Genomic DNA, 18,556 nt, shown 5'->3' with positions numbered 1-18,556 from the left:
TATTTACATACACTTTATTTAAAGCTATTATTATTTTTGCAGCATGTCTAGAAGAAATAGAAAACAAGTTTTTACTAACGTAGAAGTTATTGATGCTGGTGCTAAAGGCAAAGTGGTTGCTAAAGCACCGGACGGAAAAGTCATTTTTTTACCTAACGCTGTTCCTGGAGATGTAGTTGATGTGCAAACCTTTAAAAAGCGAAAAGCTTACTACGAAGGTAAAGCTACTGTATTTCATAAGCTATCTGACAAACGTACCGTACCGGTTTGCGAACACTTTGGAACTTGTGGTGGTTGCAAATGGCAACATATGGGTTACGAACACCAATTATACTTCAAGCAAAAAGAAGTAACCAACAACCTAACACGCATTGGTCATGTTGAGCTACCTGAAGTCACACCAATTCTAGGTTGTAAAGAACCGTATTTCTATCGCAATAAAATGGAGTTTTCATTTAGTGACAGCCGTTGGTTGACATTAGAGGAAATTCAATCGGATAGGGATTTAGGCGATAAAAATGCCTTGGGCTTTCACATACCAGGTATGTGGGATAAAATTTTAGACATCAAAAAGTGTCATTTGCAAGCAGACCCTTCAAACGCTATCCGGAATGCTGTCAAACAGTTTGCCATTGATAAGGGCTTGGAATTCTTCAATACTAGAAATCAAACAGGACTCTTGCGAACCATGATGATTCGTACCTCAACCACTGGAGATGTTATGTTGCTTATCCAGTTTTTTAAAGATGATAAGGTTAAGCGCGAGTTACTATTGGATTATATAGCAGAATCATTTCCAGAGATAACATCATTACAATACGTTATTAACGAAAAGGCCAACGATACCATTTATGATCAAGAGGTCATTTGTTATAAAGGCAATGACCACATATTTGAAGAGATGGAAGGCCTGCGTTTTAAAATAAACGCCAAGTCGTTTTACCAAACCAATTCAGAACAAGCTTATGAATTGTATAAAATCACTAGAGCCTTTGCTGGTTTAACTGGAAACGAATTGGTATACGATTTATATACAGGCACGGGAACCATTGCGCAATTTGTGGCAAAACAAGCCAAAAAAGTCGTTGGTGTCGAAGCGGTTCCAGATGCCATAACAGCCGCTAAAGAAAATGCCCAATTAAACGGCATTAATAATGTCGATTTTTATGTTGGTGACATGAAGACGGTGTTTAATACTGAATTTATAAACACGCATGGGCAACCCGATATCATCATTACAGATCCGCCTCGCGATGGTATGCACAAAGATGTTGTTAATCAAATTTTAAATATTAGTCCAGAAAAAATAGTTTACGTAAGTTGCAATAGTGCAACACAAGCACGCGATTTAGCGTTAATGGATGCACTATATAAAGTTGCAAAAACACAAGCCGTTGATATGTTCCCACAAACGCATCACGTTGAAAATGTTGTACTTTTGGAAAGAAGAAAATAGTTTATGAAAAAAATTGCCCTCTTTTTGGTGTTACTTATGGCATTAGGATGTGAAAAAGACGACATCTGTCCTGACGACACCGTAACCACACCGCGACTGACCATTGAATTCTTTGATATTGAAACCATTGAGGATCAAAACCCAAAAAATGTGACTCGGTTACGAGCACAAGGTGTCGACAACGACAATCCTGTACCAGATTTAGACGGCACCTCACGTAAACAAAAAATTCTCCTACCCTTAAAAACAACTACTGAAGATCCTAATGGTGAATCCTTCACAACGGAATATACCATCTGGAGAAACTATCAAGTAGATGGAAATGGAACTGTAACAGGAAACCCAGATGTCATAACCATTACCTATACAACGCGTAATGAATATGTTTCCAGAGGGTGTGGGTTTAAATCTATTTTTGAAAATATAACCATGAGTGTGGCTGATGATGGCAATAGATGGATACAAGTCATTCAAACCGTAAACGATAACCAAATAATAGCAGATGAAAATGCGACCAATTTCAATATATATCATTAAAACCCTTGTGTTTTGTGTTTTGTTTGGTGCGCCAACATTTGCACAAAACGATAGCATTCCTAAAACCAACAAAGAAACCGATACCCTAAAAACACAACTTAAATACGGTTTACGTGTTGGTGCAGATTTGGGTAGAATAGTGGCTTCATTTATTGACGATGATTTTACCGGATTTGAAATTATGGGTGATTACCGTATTACACGTAAATGGTTTATTGCTGGTGAGTTTGGTGTGCAGGAACAAACCAGTGTTGAAGACTTTTTAAACGTCACAGCCAAGGGTACCTATTTTAAAGCTGGTGCTGATTATAATGCCTACGACAATTGGTATGGTATGGATAATATGATTTATGGTGGTTTTCGTATTGCAGGTAGTACATTTAGTCAAACCCTAAATAGTTATACGGTTTATAATCAAGACCAATATTGGACGCCTCAATTCACATCAGATAGTCCCATAGAAAGTTCAGGACTTAATGCCCTTTGGGTAGAGTTTATAGCAGGTATTAAAGCCGAAGTCCTTAACAACTTGTTCTTGGGTGCCAACTTACAGTTTAAGTACATGGTTTCCCAAAGCCATCCTGACCAATTTGACAATTTATACATACCCGGTTTTAACAAGGTTTATGAAAGTAGCAACTTTGGCTTTGGCTTCGGTTATAATATTTCCTATCTTATTCCTTTGTATAAAAAGGATAAATAAATGGATAAAGAAGTTATTGCTGCACTGTTAGAAGAAAAATACAGCAACCTTATTAATTGGCTTAAACAACAGGACGATAGTAAGTGGGAAGTTGGTCCTGAAGGCAAATGGACCACAGGGCAACACACCTTACACCTTTTACAAAGCATTACACCGCTTAACAAAGCCATGAGCATGCCCAAGTTTGTTTTAAAATATAAATTTGGGAAAGTAAACCGAGACGTTCGCAATTATGAAACAGTTTGCAAACGTTATGATGAGCGGCTGGTTGATGCCCAAGGCAAAACCTTTAAAGGTTCCCAAAATATGAAAATCCCTTCAATAAAGGATAAAGACTACTTGCTAAACCGCTTACAAATTGAACAAAAAAAGTTACAGGCTAAAACACTACGCTGGAAAGACAACAGCTTAAACACTGTAATACTTCCCCACCCTTTAATGGGTAAAATGCCGGTACGTGAAATCGTTATGTGGTCTGCTTACCATGTGGAGCATCATACAAACACCTTGAAAAACCTGTATTAAGACTTAAGTTTATACCCGCAATATGAAAAATTCTACTGCTTCAAAATGTTAAACTTTTAGAAATATTTTATTTAGTTAGGATTCCTTACTATCTTTGTATCAAAGAATTAATAACTTAAAAAAACAACTATTATGAGCAAGTCCATTTTTTATCACGCAGGATGCCCCGTTTGTGTTAGTGCGGAGCATGACATTGTAGAACTCGTAGGCAAAAACAATGTTGAAATTGTTAACATTGGAGAAACAAGAGACCGCATTGAGGAAGCTGAAAAAGCAGGTGTACAATCCGTGCCAGCCATGGTCACACCAAATGGCAATGTGCTTCACATTAACTTTGGGGCTTCTATGGCCGATGTAAGAGGATAATTTTTTGTTCTTATTTGTTAGGATTCCTAAATTTATTAGATTTGCCTATTGACTGCTTAACGTTAATAGGCATCTTTTTGTATTATGAACAACACACCCTTTAATTTAGAAAACCAAGACACTAACAGTAAAATTGTTGTGGCCTTGCAGCGGATTTCTGAAGCCTTTAAAGTTTTGCTTTGGGATAAAGCCAAGCAGTTGGGTTTAAGTCCTATTCAAATTCAAATCGTGTTATTTGTTGATAACCATAACGACGACCTCTGCAACGTCAGCCATTTGGCCAGTGAGTTTAACGTAACCAAACCAACCATTAGCGATGCCATTAAGGTTTTAAACCATAAAGGGTTTATTGAAAAAGGATACTCCACTACAGATAGCAGAAGCTATACCGTTCAATTAACCGATGCTGGTAAACGCATTGTAAAAGAAACCGAAGAATTTGCCAACCCTATTCAAACGGCATTAAGCAGTATAGACCCGCTTGCACAGGACCATTTGTTTAAGGCCTTAAGCACTGTTATTTATACCCTAAACCGAACGGGTATATTAAGTGTACAACGTATGTGCTTTGGTTGTAAATACTACAGTAAACCAGACGACAACCACTTTTGCAACCTATTAAACAAGCCCTTATTGGACACAGAAATACGTTTAGATTGCCCAGAATTTGAAAACAAGGTTTAGGCTATAGATTATACCTTGTACTTTAGGAGAGGTATCAAGTACGGCTAGTGCATAGCTTAAGTATGGCTAGTGTATGGCGTAAACACGGGTGAACCCACCTTAAATTATGGCTATGGACTATTCTTAACGACTAGATTGAGTAGGTCACTTTTTTTCCTGCTGGAGTTTATCTTGAGCTTTTGTCGAAAGGCAGGAATGGGGTTTAAACTAACTTGTCATCCTGAACGAGCGTTGAGGTGTCACATTGAGCCTGTCGAAATGCTCTCGAAACGTAATTCAGGATCTAAAATAGATTAGCTTCGCTGAATCTTCGATTTCCGTATCAAGTATGGAATGACAACGAGTTGACCTGACGGAGACCTTACCAAGCAATGATCAAAAAACTACGTATCCCTATGTATTGAATTTATGGGTTAAAAAAGGTAACTTCGTTTATTCAAAAGTTGTGCTATGTTTTATAGCTACTCCTGATTTAAAAATCATACACCAATTTAAAACCAATGAATCTCAACCACAATACGGCCAATACCATTAGAGACTCCGATAACTATCAGCAGTTTCTGAATGCTTTACGTGCTATTGGCACCCAGGTCTCTTACAAGAAGGATGAGGTGGTCTTTACAGAAGGTGGTAAAGCCGATTTTATACTCTTGGTGGAAGATGGTATTTTAAGAACGTGGCGACTTGTGAATGATAAGGAAGTGGTGCTTGGTTTTACCTTTCCAGGTGACTTGGAAGCGTCACCCATTTCTTTTATTGCATCTGTACCTAGTAAAGAAACCATTGATGCCATTTGCAATACCACTTGCCTGAAAATTTCGCGTGAGGCCTTTTATAAGCAAATCGAGAATCAGAAGTTTTCAGAGCGAATCATGCAATCTATTCTGTTAGAATATATTGATGTGCTGATTAAACGGCATATGGAATCCAAAGCCTATACTGCCGAAGAGAACTATATCAATCTGTTGCTAAAGCAACCCAAACTGGTGAACAAAATACCACTAAAAGATATTGCCTCTTTTCTGGGGATATCAAAAGAACGCTTAAGCCGAATACGAAAAAAGCACGAATTGACCTAGGTCAACTCACATTAGAATCGGTCTGTTTAGTTTTGCCAGAAATATATAATCTGATGAAAAAAACAACACTATTATTAGTCCTTTTTACCCTTGCCATCGTTGCTATGGTGCCTGCCCAAAACTTAAGCCAAAAGCTGGACACGTATTTTAAGACCCATTTATCGGAAAATCCCGATCAGCCTGTTGCCAATATTCTGGTCTATCTGGAAAATGAGAAGCAGGATTTTGTTTACCATAAAGGCTTTGGACAACTGTCGGTTTCAGATGATACGGCTGTAAGTCCCAATAGTCCCTTTAAAATTGCTAGCATCACGAAACTGTTTACGGCTACGCTTATTCTACAATTGGTTGAAGATGGCAAACTCCGATTGGATGACCCTGTTGTCAAGTTGATTGGTGACAAAACATTTGTGGGGTTTGATAAACTGCTACTACTTGATGGCCAAAGTTACGGTCATGATATTACCGTGCGTCAATTGCTCAATCACACGTCGGGATTAGCCGATATTTTTACTGATACCCAAGATGAGTTTATGGGACTCTTCTTTGAAAACCCTCAAAAACTGTGGACGGTTCAAGACCTATTTGACACCTATTATCAGTTTGATTTGCATAATCGTGCGCATTTTAAGCCTGGAGACGGTTTCTACTACTCTGACATGAATTACTTTCTACTCGGGCTTATCATTGAGAAATATCGCGCTATGCCACTGGCTGAAGCCTTTAGAACCTACATTTTAGTGCCTGTGGGTATGAGCCATACGTATTTGGAGTATCATGAAGCCGCTACCAATACGTTGGCTTTCCCAAGTTTGTATCTGGGTGATATAGAAGTTAATGCCGACATTAATACCTCCTTTGATTGGGCTGGTGGTGGGCTGGTGTCTACCACCTACGACCTCAACCTGTTTATGAAAGCGCTTTTTGATAAGCAATTGATTAAAACGGATAGCTTATTTCAGGCTATGATTACGGATTCCAGAGATCGCTATGGTTTTGGTATGTTTCTTTACAATTTTGATGGTGTTCGTTTTTATGGGCATTCAGGATTTTGGGGCAGTGATGTATTTTATAATCCGGAAACGGGTATTACGATGGTGGTTTCTGTGAATCAAAGTAATTTGCCGTATAAGCATTATGAGTTTGTAAATGGGATTTATCAGCTTGTTAAATAGTGGATTTGCTTTGCAGGAATTAGGTTTATATTATATTATCTTGTCATCCTGAACTTGTTTCAGGATCTAAAATGGATTAGCTTCGCTGAATCTTCGATTTCCTGCCGGAGTTTATCTTGAGCGTTTGTCGAAAGGCAGGAATGCAACGGGTTGACCTGAAGGAGACCTTAAGGAGACCTTAATAAGACCTGACGTAGACCTTACCGAACTATGAGGTAAAAAAACTACATAAATACCTATAGAGCATTTAGAAAAAAAGACCTAATTACGAACTCCCTAAATGGAAAGGTCCATTCACTCATTCTAACTTTTAGTAACCCAGATGGTATTATAGTTTCGGCGAAAGAAAACGAATATTGAATTAAATTAATTAAACAAATGAAAAAATTAGGACTTTTACTCATCATCGTGTTTTTGACTTTACAAAGTCAATCGCAAACCAAAAATTTTATCGACCAACCTTTTCTAGAAACCATTGTAGAAGTTGACACTTTAGTTACGCCAGATAAAATTCATTTAATGATAATCTTAAATGAAGAAGATAACCGTAACAGAAAATCAACAGAAGAATTAGAGGCTGCGATGTTTAGGGTTCTAAAGTCATTAAATATTAATATGGAAAACTCATTATCTGTATTAGATTATAGTAGCGAATTCAAAAAATATTTTCTTTCTGGTCAAAAAGTATTAAAAACGAAAATGTATGCTCTGGTTTTAAAAGATGCTGAAACCGTTGGACACGTAATGGCAGATTTAGAGCGCGTAGAGATTTCCAACGTATCAATTTCTAAAACAGAATACTCAAAATCTAAACTATTATTGCTTGACTTACGAGCGAAAGCCATCGCAAAGGCGAAGCTAAATGCGGAAAATATGGTTGCGCCACTAAATCAAAAAATTGGGAAAGCAATTTATATTTCTGATATTGAAACTGAATCAAGTGAAAACCCATGGAAAGGTGAAATAGCTGGATTTCATATAAGAAGTGCTTCAGGTATTTATGGTAATCGTGCAAATGGAAACATGATTATTGATTTTGATAAAATGACATTTTCAACAAAAGTGAATGTGAAGTTTATAATCGAGTAAAAAAGTTGTTAAATACTTTCTATGGTTACTTTTTTACTCTTATAATCATGAAATCCTTCATTAAATGCATATGAAAAAACTACAAATAATCATGGTTCCGACTTTACTATTATTTCAGGCTTTGTTTTCGCAATCGAAAGAAATACAAGGAGACACCACTTATGCTTATAACAGAATTAATGGATTTCAAAAAACATTAGACTTAAAGGATTTTGAAAAATCTGCTGACGACTTTAATTTTAGATTTTGGAATCATGGCCAAGTAATTGAAATTTCAAAAAACAGTTCCGAAATCAATGGCTCAATTACCAATTATACTTTTCACACTAAAAATGCCCATGGCAGTCCAACTGATACATTAATAAATAAAATATCTCTAACACCAATACAATCTGCAGATATTTATGACATAGTTCAAAACTCTAAAATTTTAGTTCTCCCATCTGATGATGATATAGAAAATTGGAGACACGGTCTAGATGGAACCACTTACATCATAGAACACTCTGATAAACTAAACTATTGGATAAAAAACTATTGGACGCCTTCTACCCAAAAATCAATTCCAGAAGCATTAATTGTTGTAGATTTAATCAAACAACTATCTGATACCTTAAAGTTAAGAGAGGTTTATACATCTTTTGAAAATACATTACCAAAGAAAGGCTGTTATAACTCCGGAGGACTATTAAATATGTGCTATATATCTAATGCTTTAGAATTGGGGTATAGTGGTGCTACAAAATTACCCTTAGGCTTTTTCTCTTCTTATTCTGCAACATATATCGGAAACACGAAAATAAACGGAAGCGCATCAATACAATACAATTTTAACAATGACGGATTTCATCATTTGAATTTTCAAATAGCCAAATGGAATATCTTTCACATAAATTCAGAACTTTCAGATTATATAGCCTATAACTATCAGAATAGACTTGTAAATATAAATAACACAAAAAAGAAATTTGAAAACCATCAAATTAAGTATGGTTTGAATCTAAAAAAAAATATAGGTCTCGGCATTGGATTAGACTACATAGGCAGAAATTACGATAAAATTGGAGGCCATTTTTTTGCATCCAAAAGGTTTTCTAAAGCCAAAATAAGTACGGCCGTTTCAACTTCAATAATTGGCAGTCAAATTAATTACACGGCTGACATAAGCAAGTCAATTAATTTTAATTATGAATTCCCTCTTTATAGAATTTATTTCGGAATAGCCTATGAGAATTTTATGGGATATAAAGATCTATATTTTAATATTACCGTAGATTTATAATCTAATGATAGCGTTTAACATACCGATACTACTGATTTATCTGTTTTAATTTTATAGGAATTCACGGGTTGACCTTAAGGAAACCTTAATAATACCTGGCGCAGACCTTACCCAACTATGAGACAAAAACTACGTATATGTACGTATTTTATTTATAGTTTTAAAAAGTTATCTTGCTCACTTGTCTTAATGTTATTATAACAATGTTTGATTAATTAAATAAAATTGAACAATTTCCCCTTTTTTAACATCAAAAAAACAAATTAAAATACGTTTATGGAATTATTGAAAATATTTAAGTGCTTTATTTCTTCGCCTGGTGATTGTAAATTAGAAAGAGAAATTTGCGAGGAAATTATTCAGGAAATTAATAATGGGCTAGCACAACATTTAGGTTTAAACTTCAAACCATTTATGTGGGAAAATGATGTATTGCCTGATATGGGTGCGAACGGTCAAGAAATTATAGATGAGCATATTGAAAAATCAAACTATGATATTTTTATTGGATTAATGAAAAACAGATTTGGACATCCAACTAAAAAAGCAGGTAGTGGAACAGAGCACGAGTTCAATGATGCATTAGAAAGAAAGAAAAATTCCCAAAATATTGAGCCTAAAATTATTTTCTTTTTTGGAAAGGACGAAGTTGACATAGATAACCCAGAAATTGAAGAAATTGTTAAACAAAGAAAAAAAGTAAAAGATTTTAAGAACCGAATTCAAGACAATGGCTTGTATGTTGATTTTGAAAATGAAGAGGATTTCAAAAGGTTACTAAAACAAAAATTGGAATTATTCATCAAAGAAAATTCCCCTTTATCAAATCCAGTCGAAAAGGTTCAAGAAGTGGATTTAATTCTTGATAAGTTAAAAAAGGATTTAGAAATTTCACTCAAAACATACAATGAAAAAAGCCCAGTTTGGATTGAACCAATAATAAGTTCAAAAAGAGCAGTTCCAAATAACCCTAATAAAAATTTAGAAAATAAAATAGAGGTTAGCTCAATAATTAATGACCCTCAAGATATAATAATAAAGGCACCAACTGAATTTGGTCTTACTTCTTTAGCTCATTATTTAAAATTGGAAGCATGGAATAAAGGAAAGACATTCTTGTATTTAGATACTAAAAACACAAAAAAACATAAGGTAATAAAAGATTTAACTAAAGAATCACAAGAGTATTTTAAAAAGAACATAACCGAAATTAACTGTATCATTCTTGATTCTGTTTGCTTTGAGGAATTAGGTATTATGCCTTTAATCAAAAATGTCTGTACTGAATTTACAGATATACCTATTATAATATTAAATACACTCGATAACAACTTTTTTCTGAAATCGGATGAAGATGATAAAGTTGAAATTAAAAGATCTTTTACAAATTATTATTTGTTACCCCTTCCTAAAAATGAATTAAGGTCAGTTGTAAATTCCTATGCGAAAAATAAATCTATCCAAGAAGATAATGATACTATTTTAGATAAAGTCACAAAAGATTTAGAAGTTTTAAATCTTCATCGTACAGTAAAAAATTGTTTGAGTGTTTTACGGGCCTCTTCAAGGATAGGTTCAGAATATTCACCAATTAATAGAACAAAACTTCTTGAGACTATATTATCATCAATTTTTGAAGACTATGAAATACCAACATATCATGATAAAAAACCTGATATAAAGGATTGTAATTATGTGCTTGGATACTTTTGCCAGTGTTTAGTTTTAAAGAATGACTTTGAATTTACAGAATCAACATTTAAATCTGTCCTTAAAGAATTTTGTGATCAAAATTTCATTGAACTTGATTTGTCATATCTTTTAAACCTGTTAATTGACAATTCTATCCTAAACAAAAATAAATTTACTGAAAAAATATACTTTAGAAACTCATATTGGGTCTTTTATTTTATTGCCCAAAGAATGAAATTAAACAAAGAGTTTTTAGACATAGTATATTCACAAAAAAAATACGTCGATTATCCTGAAATAATCGAATTTTATACTGGCATTGATAGAAATCGGGATGATGCTTTATTAACATTAAATGATGATTTAACAGAAACTTTACAAACTGTAAAATCAAAAGTTAATATTCCTGATACAATTAATCCATACAAATCATTTTCTTGGACGCCAGAAGTTGAAAGCCTAAAAAGAGAAGAAGAAAAAATAAGTCAAGATGTTGTTTTATCGGGTTTGCCAGATGAAGTAAAAGACAAACATAGTGACAAATATTACAATCAAATTAAACCATACAATCAAGTGATTAATTCTGTATTAAGGGATTATTCATTTTTAGTTCTGATGCAACAAGTTTCGGCTTCCTCTCGTGCACTCAGAAACAGTGATTTTGTCGACCCAAAAATTAAATCTGATCTCTTGAATAGTATTACAAATGCCTGGCTTGAAATCAATAAGCTTTTAATAGCTCTATCACCTATACTCGCTGATAGGGGAAACGCTACTTTCGAAGGGGCAAAATTTGAGTTAGCCGATGATAATTTTATGATAGATGATCCAGAAGAAAAACGAAAAGCAGTATTATTAGCTGTCCCAACAAACGTTGTAAGAATTTTTAAAGATGATTTATTTTCGGTAAAAATGGGTCCATTACTTATTAAAAAAGCCGAAAACGAATCAAATAGTTTAATAAAGCACGAATTAATGTTACTTATTATTGCTGAAAGGCCTAAGAATTGGAACAAGGTAATTGATAATTACATAATTAATCTTGACAAAAATTCTTTCTTCTTATCTGATGTGTTAATCACTTTAAATTATAATATTGATTTTATTGCAACTGAATTAGGTGACAAAAGAATTTTGACTTTATTAGCAAAGAAATGTAGAGCAAAACATCTTTTTCAGAAGAAAAATCCTGATTTAGGATTAATAAATAAAATGTAATTAAGTAGCTTTTTTTAGTATTTAAAAATCTACAAAATATTACTCCTTAAACTTCGCCTTTTTACTGCCTTCGTACATGACGTATTTAACCAAGCGGGATTCCAGTTTGGCATTAAACAAATGGATTTTTCGGGAGGGTCGTAAACCCACATGTTTTAGGGCATCCAGATTGGAGGTAATAAACCAGGCATCGGTACCTGGGTAGCCTTGTTTAAGGGTATCGCCAATGTTGGCATAAAATTGTTCCATATCAATATTCAAGCGCTCCCCATAAGGTGGGTTAAACAGCATGTGGAGCTTCCCCTCGCCTGCTTTTTGGGTTTTAAAGAAGTCTTCGTGCTGGATGGTGATAAACTCGTCTAAATGGGCATTCTTGATATTGGCTTTAGCTTTGGCCACCGCAGACGGTGATTTATCGTAGCCAATCATTTTATGATGGAAATCGCGTGTTTTCTTTAACAGGGATTCTTCAATGGTTTCAAACAAATCGACATCCCAATCCTGCCAGCGTTCAAAGGCAAACTCCTTACGCATGAGGTTGGGTGGAATGTTACAGGCTATCATAGCGGCTTCGGCCAATATGGTGCCACTACCACACATGGGGTCCATGAAATCGCACTGGCCATCCCAACCGGAAAGCATGACCATACCGGCTGCCAGGACTTCGTTAATGGGTGCGATATTGGTGGCGGTTTTATAGCCACGCTTGTGCAGGGACTCGCCAGAGGTATCCAGGGAAACGGTACACTGTTGGCGGTCTATATGCACATTGATTTTTAAATCGGGGAAACGCAGGTCGATATTAGGACGTTCCTTGGTGGTATCGCGAAACTTATCGACAATGGCATCCTTGGTTTTTAGGGCAATGTATTTGGAGTGGGTAAACAGTTTGGAATGTACGGTGGCATCAATAGCCAAAGAGCCTGTGGGTTTGAGGTATGGTGTCCAGTCCATGTTATAGACTTTTTTATAGAGGTCTTCCTCGCTTTTTACCCAAAAGGATTCAATGGGCTTGAGGATTTTAATGGCGGTTCGCAAACCGAGATTGGCTTTATACATAAAGCCCTTATCGCCTACAAAACTGACGTTACGCACACCCTTTTGGATATCCATAGCACCCATTTGCCGTAATTCCTTTTCCAGTAATTCCTCAAAACCATATAAGGTTTTGGCAACCATTTTAAAATTATTCTCCATCACTCCTATTAAATAGATTGCAAAAATACAGTATTTTTGTGGTATGAATGGGGAATCGTAACTTAAAAAGATTGCCGTTTTCATGGAACTAATTATGACAAAAGACACAACAGCTTGGTTTGCATCGTGGTTTGACACCCCATTTTATCATATTTTGTACAAGGACAGGGACTATGGCGAAGCCCAGTTATTTATGGACAACCTGACGCAGTACCTCAACATTCCTGAAGGGGGAACCATTCTGGATCTGGCTTGTGGCAAAGGGCGGCATTCTGTGTATTTAAATTCTTTGGGTTACACGGTTACGGGAGCCGATTTGTCGGAAAACAGTATTGCCCATGCCAAGCAGTATGAGAATGACACGTTACGCTTTCAGGTTCATGATATGTGCCAACCGTTTGGCAAACGCTTTGATGCCGTATTTAATTTGTTCACCAGCTTTGGGTATTTTGAAGAGGAAGCCGACAACCTAAAAACCATTGAAGCTATACGCGATAACTTGAATCCGTTTGGTTTTGGGGTGATTGACTTTATGAATACCGATTACGTGATTGATAATTTAGTGCCCGAAGAAACCAAAACCGTTGATGGTATAGACTTTCATTTAAAACGCACCTATAAAGACGGTTATATTATAAAGCACATTACCTTTACCCATAATGGGGAAACCTACAATTATGAAGAGCGTGTAAGGGCATTTACCCTTAACGATTTTGAAGCCCTTTTTGAACAAGCTAATGTATATTTACTGGATGTATTTGGTGATTATAAATTGCGTAAGTTTGACAACAAAACATCTGAACGCTTAATCCTGATTTTTAAATAAACATGCTGAATTACTTTCTACCTATTTTTTCGGTGTTGTTGGGCTTTGCTGTGGTATTGATTTTAAAGCCACAAAAACTTAAACACCTAAAGCTGTTACTGGCGTTTAGTGGTGCCTTTTTACTGTCTATTACCGTATTTAATTTTTTACCTGAAGTGTATGCCCATGGCCATAAGCATATTGGTGTTTACATTATGGTAGGTATCATGCTGCAAATTGTACTGGAGTTTTTCTCTAAAGGGGCTGAACACGGCCATATGCATTTAGATAAGACCAAAACCATTTTTCCGTGGGTATTGTTTATTAGCTTAAGTGTTCATGCCGTGTTGGAAGGTATTCCGCTGGATGCCCACCACAATTTGGTTTACGGTGTTATAGTACACAAACTACCGGTAGCTATTATTTTAGCCACCTTTTTTATGCAGTCGCAGTTATCGAAACTGAAGATTGCCTTATTCTTGATTTTGTTTGCTTTAATGACACCGCTGGGTGTATATTTATCGGATACGCTTGGATTTATTAAAAGCTATTACAATGAGATTTCGGCCATTGTAATCGGTATCTTTCTACATATATCCACCACCATTTTATTTGAGAGCAACGAAGGCCATAAATTTAACCTCACCAAGCTACTCACTATAATTGCAGCTATTGTTCTGGCCTATTTTATTTAAGTGTTATTATGTTTAGCAAAGAAGAATCGCGTATACTACGAGAAACATTTTGGACGAGTTTTGGAAAATCGTTTCCCAGAAAATGGATTTTGTACAATACCAAGATAAAAGGCTTTAGCTTTAAGTTTGATTTTGATACCAAACAGGCTCTGGTGTCCTTGGATGTGGAAAGCGACTTGGAAAACCGCATCAACTATTGGGAAAAGTTAGTGGCGCTTAAAAGTATTCTTCAAGACGATTATCTTCCTGATGCTATATATGAAGAAACCTTCTATTTAGATAATGGTAAAGAAATATCGCGTATTTATGTGCCGTTGGAAGGTAAAGTGAGTATTCATAATAAGAATAGTTGGCAAGAGGTTATGGTATTTTTTAATGACACGATGAGTCGGTTTGAAGCGTTTTTTGAGGAGTATAAAGATGTGATAAAGAGTTAGACTTTTCTTGACGCCTGTCTGCTGAGATACGAATTAAACTAAAAACGCTAGACATATTGATGGTTCTCTTTGCACTTGTGCCCTTTTTTGGATGTGCAAAAAAGGACCAAAAAAACACCTTTGCTGTAGGTAGGTATTTTTTATGGTTCTATACTAACCATAAAAACCATAACCAAATACCTGAATTTTTTCCAAGGCTTCAAAAATTCTTCACGGTATTTGGTTATCTATACTAACTACAGCGGGTTCCTGCTGCGCAGGAATGGGGTTTTAATTTACTTGACCACACTTGATGTGGAATCTAAAATGTAGGAAATGGAAGATTCGACGAAGTCAATGACAATGGATGTATTGTTAAATTACTATTTTTAAGGCTATTTTAGATTAAGAACTACGATTAAAAACCGATACCCATGCGCAGATTTTTAGGATTGATTGTAATGAGTGTACTACTTTGCTGTTGTGCTCCTAAAAAAAAGGAACTGGTGCTTCTTGGTACCGTTCATCAGCCAGTTGAAAATTTTTCGCCAGATAGTCTTTATAATATTCTGGTCAAGATTAAGCCCGATTTGATACTTTTTGAAGTGGATTCTTCATTTTTTACATCAGCGTTTGAATTTAAAAAAACCTGGGATAGCAATGAGAATATTGCTACCGTAAAGTATATGAACACCTTTGATGTCGATGTTAGACCCTATGAATTTACAGGAAGAAACGAATATCGCATAAAAATAGGATCAAGACCAACAGACGGCAAAGCCTCACAATTGCTAGACAGCCTTTATAAAAATAATTTATTGGAGGCTGGGGATTCTAAAACCTATGAACACTTTCTTAAAATAAATAATTCCCTTAATGCATTGGCCTACCAAGGTACCCGAGCATTTAACAGTATAGAAACAGATAACATTGCGGAAGCTAGGCAAACCTATCAGTATCAAGAGTTTTTAAACATCATGGCTCAATATCCCGTTTTCTCTGAAACCTATTTTGTGAAGCAAGATGGTGATAGTATCAGTTATTTTGAGGGTTATAAACGAGCATCTGAATTTTGGGATTTAAGAAACCAAACCATGGCTAAAAATATTTTACATTTTATCAAAGAATCCGATTACAAGAAAATAGTTGTGTTAAACGGTTATTTTCACCGATACTATTTGAACTCATTAATTAAACCCAAGCAGGATGAATTAAATTTTATAGTAAAGGAGTTTTACGATTATTAAAGTCGCTATGATATTTGGTTATATATACTGACTACAGCGGCTTCCTGCTGCGCAGGAATTGGGTTTAAATTATCTTGTCATCCTGAACTTGTTTCAGGATCTAAAATTCCTTATTTGCTTAAACCAAAAATATTTAGGATTTTTACAATTCATCAATCAAACTTAAACTTATGAGATTATATTACTCCATTTCCGTTCTGCTTTTAGCCTTTTTATTACAAGTCCGTTTAAGCTTTGCGCAAGATAGCGCATTAAGCAACAGCTATAAGCAAGACGTGATTGCCAAGCTCTCGGAACTCATGAACGACTATTATGTGTTTCCCGATGTTGCCCAAGCCACCGAGACCCACTTAAAAAACCAGTTATCGGCCGGACATTTTGATACCTATACCACAGACGAAGCCTTTGCGGCTGCCCTAACCGAAAGTGTGCAAAGCATTAATAAAGACAAGCACATGCGCATCAGGACGAATCCGCCTTATGTAGCACCCGATAATTCGCCAGAACGTGCCATAGAAGAACAACTGGACCGCATGAACCGTACCCGCTGGTACAATGCCGGATTTGTGGATGTGAAGGTAATACCAGGCAATGTGGGCTATTTGGATTTGCGCGGGTTTTCTGGCCTGGAAAATGGCCAAGCCCATGCCGATGCAGCCATGCAGTTCATTTCCCGTGCCGATGCCATTATTATAGACCTTACCCAAAACGGTGGTGGTAGCCCTAGAATGGTACAATACCTCTGCAGTTATTTTTTTGACGACCACAGACACCTAAACAGCCTTTACTGGCGCGATGGTGACGTGACCGAAGAATTCTGGACTCTAGAGCAGGTAAACGGCACCAAGTTACCTGATGTGCCTTTATTTGTGATGACCAGTAACCGTACTTTTTCTGGTGCCGAAGAATTCTCCTATAATATGCAAACCCAAAAGCGCGCTACTTTGGTAGGGCAAACTACTGGTGGTGGTGCTAACCCTGGTGGCACCATGCCTATTAATGAGAACCTAAATGTGTTTATTCCCAGTGGTCGCGCCATAAACCCCATTACCCAAACCAATTGGGAAGGCGTTGGTGTGGTGCCCGAAGTAAAAACCACTCCAGAAGACACCTACCAAACTACGCTGGACCTCGCTGTAGAAGCCGCCAAAGCTTACCGTGCGAAACGCAATGCCCATTTTACCCAACTCCTACAAGACCTGAACAGCCAGTTGGAACAGTACACAGCCGGCAGCTCGGAAACTGCTATTTACAAGCAGTTACAAGTTTGCCAAGAAGCCAACCTAATGGATGAAGGCGGTATTAACAATTTAGGCTATACCTATTTAATGGAAAAAGGCAAGCCCCAAATAGCCACCTGTATTTTTAAAGCCAATACGCTTTTGTATCCCGACTCGCCCAATGTGTACGACAGTTATGCCGAAAGCCTCATGGCCAATGGTGACAAAGAAGCTTCTGTAAGCAATTACCAAAAAGCTGTGGATCTGGCTACTTCGCAAGCACACCCTAATTTGGATTTGTTTAAAGATAATTTACAAACTGCTAAAAAGGCTATGAATACCAAAAACTAGCCTAACAGGTATGATTTTAATGGATTCATTGTCTGTTGTGGAATACCAACATATTTGACATGGCGCTTTATAGTGATTTTATAGGCTGACCCGATGTAAGCCTCAAGGAGGTTTTATCCAAAAACTAAATGCTTATACGTATGGTAAGTGGTTTAAAATGATTAGATTTAGATAATTGTATAACACTACTAGTAATGTTATATGCCTGTTAGTAACAATTAAAAACAGATAAAATGAGGAAAGTATTCACATTATTTATAGTCGTAATTATTACTTTTTCCTGCGACATGTCTACAGAAAAGAATACTCAAGAAATAAATCAGGATGAACTGAAGAAAGAGGTTTGGGCCGTTATTGAAAAGCGATTTTATGCATGGCGGGATAATGACTTGGAAGCCTACATGCAGACCCAGCACCTAGATTGGAAAAAATGGTCCACATCTTCCAATGAATTAATTGACAATGAATCTCATAAAATTTTTTGGGAGGAGGCAAAAGGCAATGAAACCGTTATGAAGATGGAGCTTGAACTTGGAGAAATTAAGATTTCCCCATTAGGAGATGCTGCAATTGTTCACTTTACTTCTAATGAAAAGTTTGAATGGATTGGTTCTGATACTGATTCTGGATGGCAAACTGGTGATATTTTTGATGACGCTATTTTGAGATGGTCAGAGATGCTTGTTTATGAAAATGGCAAATGGCTATGTGTAGGTGGTCACAGAGATCTGAGTTTCCCGGCAGAAAGACCTAAAAAAATTAATTAAAAACCACCTCCAACAATTGTGTATAGAAGATACCCTTCGTGATATGCACCCT

The 18,556-nt window shown here is 36.2% G+C and carries 18 protein-coding genes; 17 read left to right on the top strand and 1 reads right to left on the bottom strand.

What is annotated here, in order from left to right; all coding sequences use genetic code 11:
- Positions 1-43: 43 nt before the first annotated feature.
- The 11 genes from rlmD to K7G76_RS07320 all read left to right on the top strand — a co-directional run bounded on the left by rlmD (position 44) and on the right by K7G76_RS07320 (position 11,806).
- Positions 44-1,456: a 23S rRNA (uracil(1939)-C(5))-methyltransferase RlmD gene (gene rlmD, locus K7G76_RS07370; protein WP_223033514.1), complete on the top strand. Its 1,413-nt coding sequence runs from the start codon at positions 44-46 to the stop codon at positions 1,454-1,456.
- Between the two features lie 3 nt (positions 1,457-1,459).
- Complete coding sequence (locus K7G76_RS07365; protein WP_223033513.1) at positions 1,460-1,993, top strand: DUF6452 family protein; 534 nt, start codon at positions 1,460-1,462, stop codon at positions 1,991-1,993.
- Positions 1,965-2,696 carry a DUF6048 family protein gene (locus K7G76_RS07360; RefSeq protein WP_255572936.1) on the top strand — a complete coding sequence of 244 codons (732 nt, stop codon included), beginning with the start codon at positions 1,965-1,967 and terminating at the stop codon, positions 2,694-2,696. Before K7G76_RS07365 ends, K7G76_RS07360 begins: the two co-directional genes overlap by 29 nt.
- Positions 2,697-3,221, top strand: a complete 525-nt coding sequence (locus K7G76_RS07355; protein ID WP_223033511.1) for a DinB family protein — start codon at positions 2,697-2,699, stop codon at positions 3,219-3,221.
- 132 nt (positions 3,222-3,353) lie between these two features.
- A complete protein-coding gene (locus K7G76_RS07350) occupies positions 3,354-3,587 on the top strand; it encodes a thioredoxin domain-containing protein (protein ID WP_223033510.1) in 234 nt (77 codons plus the stop codon).
- An 84-nt stretch (positions 3,588-3,671) separates the two neighbouring features.
- Positions 3,672-4,271, top strand: coding sequence for a MarR family winged helix-turn-helix transcriptional regulator (locus K7G76_RS07345; RefSeq protein WP_223033509.1), 600 nt, complete (start codon positions 3,672-3,674; stop codon positions 4,269-4,271).
- A gap of 500 nt (positions 4,272-4,771) precedes the next feature.
- Positions 4,772-5,350, top strand: a complete 579-nt coding sequence (locus tag K7G76_RS07340; RefSeq protein ID WP_223033508.1) for a Crp/Fnr family transcriptional regulator — start codon at positions 4,772-4,774, stop codon at positions 5,348-5,350.
- A 53-nt stretch (positions 5,351-5,403) separates the two neighbouring features.
- On the top strand, positions 5,404-6,525 hold the full coding sequence (locus K7G76_RS07335) for a serine hydrolase domain-containing protein (protein ID WP_223033507.1): 1,122 nt from the start codon (positions 5,404-5,406) through the stop codon (positions 6,523-6,525).
- 378 nt (positions 6,526-6,903) lie between these two features.
- On the top strand, positions 6,904-7,614 hold the full coding sequence (locus K7G76_RS07330; protein ID WP_223033506.1) for an SIMPL domain-containing protein: 711 nt from the start codon (positions 6,904-6,906) through the stop codon (positions 7,612-7,614).
- Positions 7,615-7,684: 70 nt separating this feature from the next.
- Positions 7,685-8,896 (top strand): hypothetical protein, encoded by a 1,212-nt coding sequence (locus tag K7G76_RS07325; protein WP_223033505.1) that lies wholly within the window; start codon positions 7,685-7,687, stop codon positions 8,894-8,896.
- Positions 8,897-9,172: 276 nt separating this feature from the next.
- Positions 9,173-11,806 carry an STAND family AAA ATPase gene (locus K7G76_RS07320; RefSeq protein WP_223033504.1) on the top strand — a complete coding sequence of 878 codons (2,634 nt, stop codon included), beginning with the start codon at positions 9,173-9,175 and terminating at the stop codon, positions 11,804-11,806.
- Between the two features lie 39 nt (positions 11,807-11,845).
- On the opposite strand, the gene K7G76_RS07315 is transcribed toward K7G76_RS07320, so the two are convergent.
- Positions 11,846-13,003: a THUMP domain-containing class I SAM-dependent RNA methyltransferase gene (locus tag K7G76_RS07315; RefSeq protein ID WP_223033622.1), complete on the bottom strand. Its 1,158-nt coding sequence runs from the start codon at positions 13,001-13,003 to the stop codon at positions 11,846-11,848.
- A 94-nt stretch (positions 13,004-13,097) separates the two neighbouring features.
- Between K7G76_RS07315 and K7G76_RS07310 the strand changes: the two genes are divergently transcribed.
- The 6 genes from K7G76_RS07310 to K7G76_RS07285 all read left to right on the top strand — a co-directional run bounded on the left by K7G76_RS07310 (position 13,098) and on the right by K7G76_RS07285 (position 18,504).
- A complete protein-coding gene (locus K7G76_RS07310; protein ID WP_223033503.1) occupies positions 13,098-13,829 on the top strand; it encodes a class I SAM-dependent methyltransferase in 732 nt (243 codons plus the stop codon).
- Between the two features lie 2 nt (positions 13,830-13,831).
- Positions 13,832-14,503, top strand: a complete 672-nt coding sequence (locus K7G76_RS07305) for a ZIP family metal transporter (RefSeq protein WP_223033502.1) — start codon at positions 13,832-13,834, stop codon at positions 14,501-14,503.
- A gap of 8 nt (positions 14,504-14,511) precedes the next feature.
- A complete protein-coding gene (locus K7G76_RS07300; protein WP_223033501.1) occupies positions 14,512-14,940 on the top strand; it encodes a DUF4268 domain-containing protein in 429 nt (142 codons plus the stop codon).
- A 413-nt stretch (positions 14,941-15,353) separates the two neighbouring features.
- Entirely contained in the window at positions 15,354-16,166 is an 813-nt protein-coding gene (locus tag K7G76_RS07295) for a hypothetical protein (protein ID WP_223033500.1), read from the top strand.
- A 170-nt stretch (positions 16,167-16,336) separates the two neighbouring features.
- Entirely contained in the window at positions 16,337-17,737 is a 1,401-nt protein-coding gene (locus tag K7G76_RS07290; RefSeq protein ID WP_223033499.1) for a S41 family peptidase, read from the top strand.
- Between the two features lie 233 nt (positions 17,738-17,970).
- Positions 17,971-18,504 (top strand): hypothetical protein, encoded by a 534-nt coding sequence (locus K7G76_RS07285; protein WP_223033498.1) that lies wholly within the window; start codon positions 17,971-17,973, stop codon positions 18,502-18,504.
- Positions 18,505-18,556 lie beyond the last annotated feature (52 nt).

Source organism: Hanstruepera marina, from assembly GCF_019880635.1.
GTDB classification, from domain to species: domain Bacteria; phylum Bacteroidota; class Bacteroidia; order Flavobacteriales; family Flavobacteriaceae; genus Hanstruepera; species Hanstruepera marina.
The sequence above is the reverse complement of the archived record's forward strand: the minus strand, read 5'-3'. Positions and strand labels throughout refer to the sequence as shown.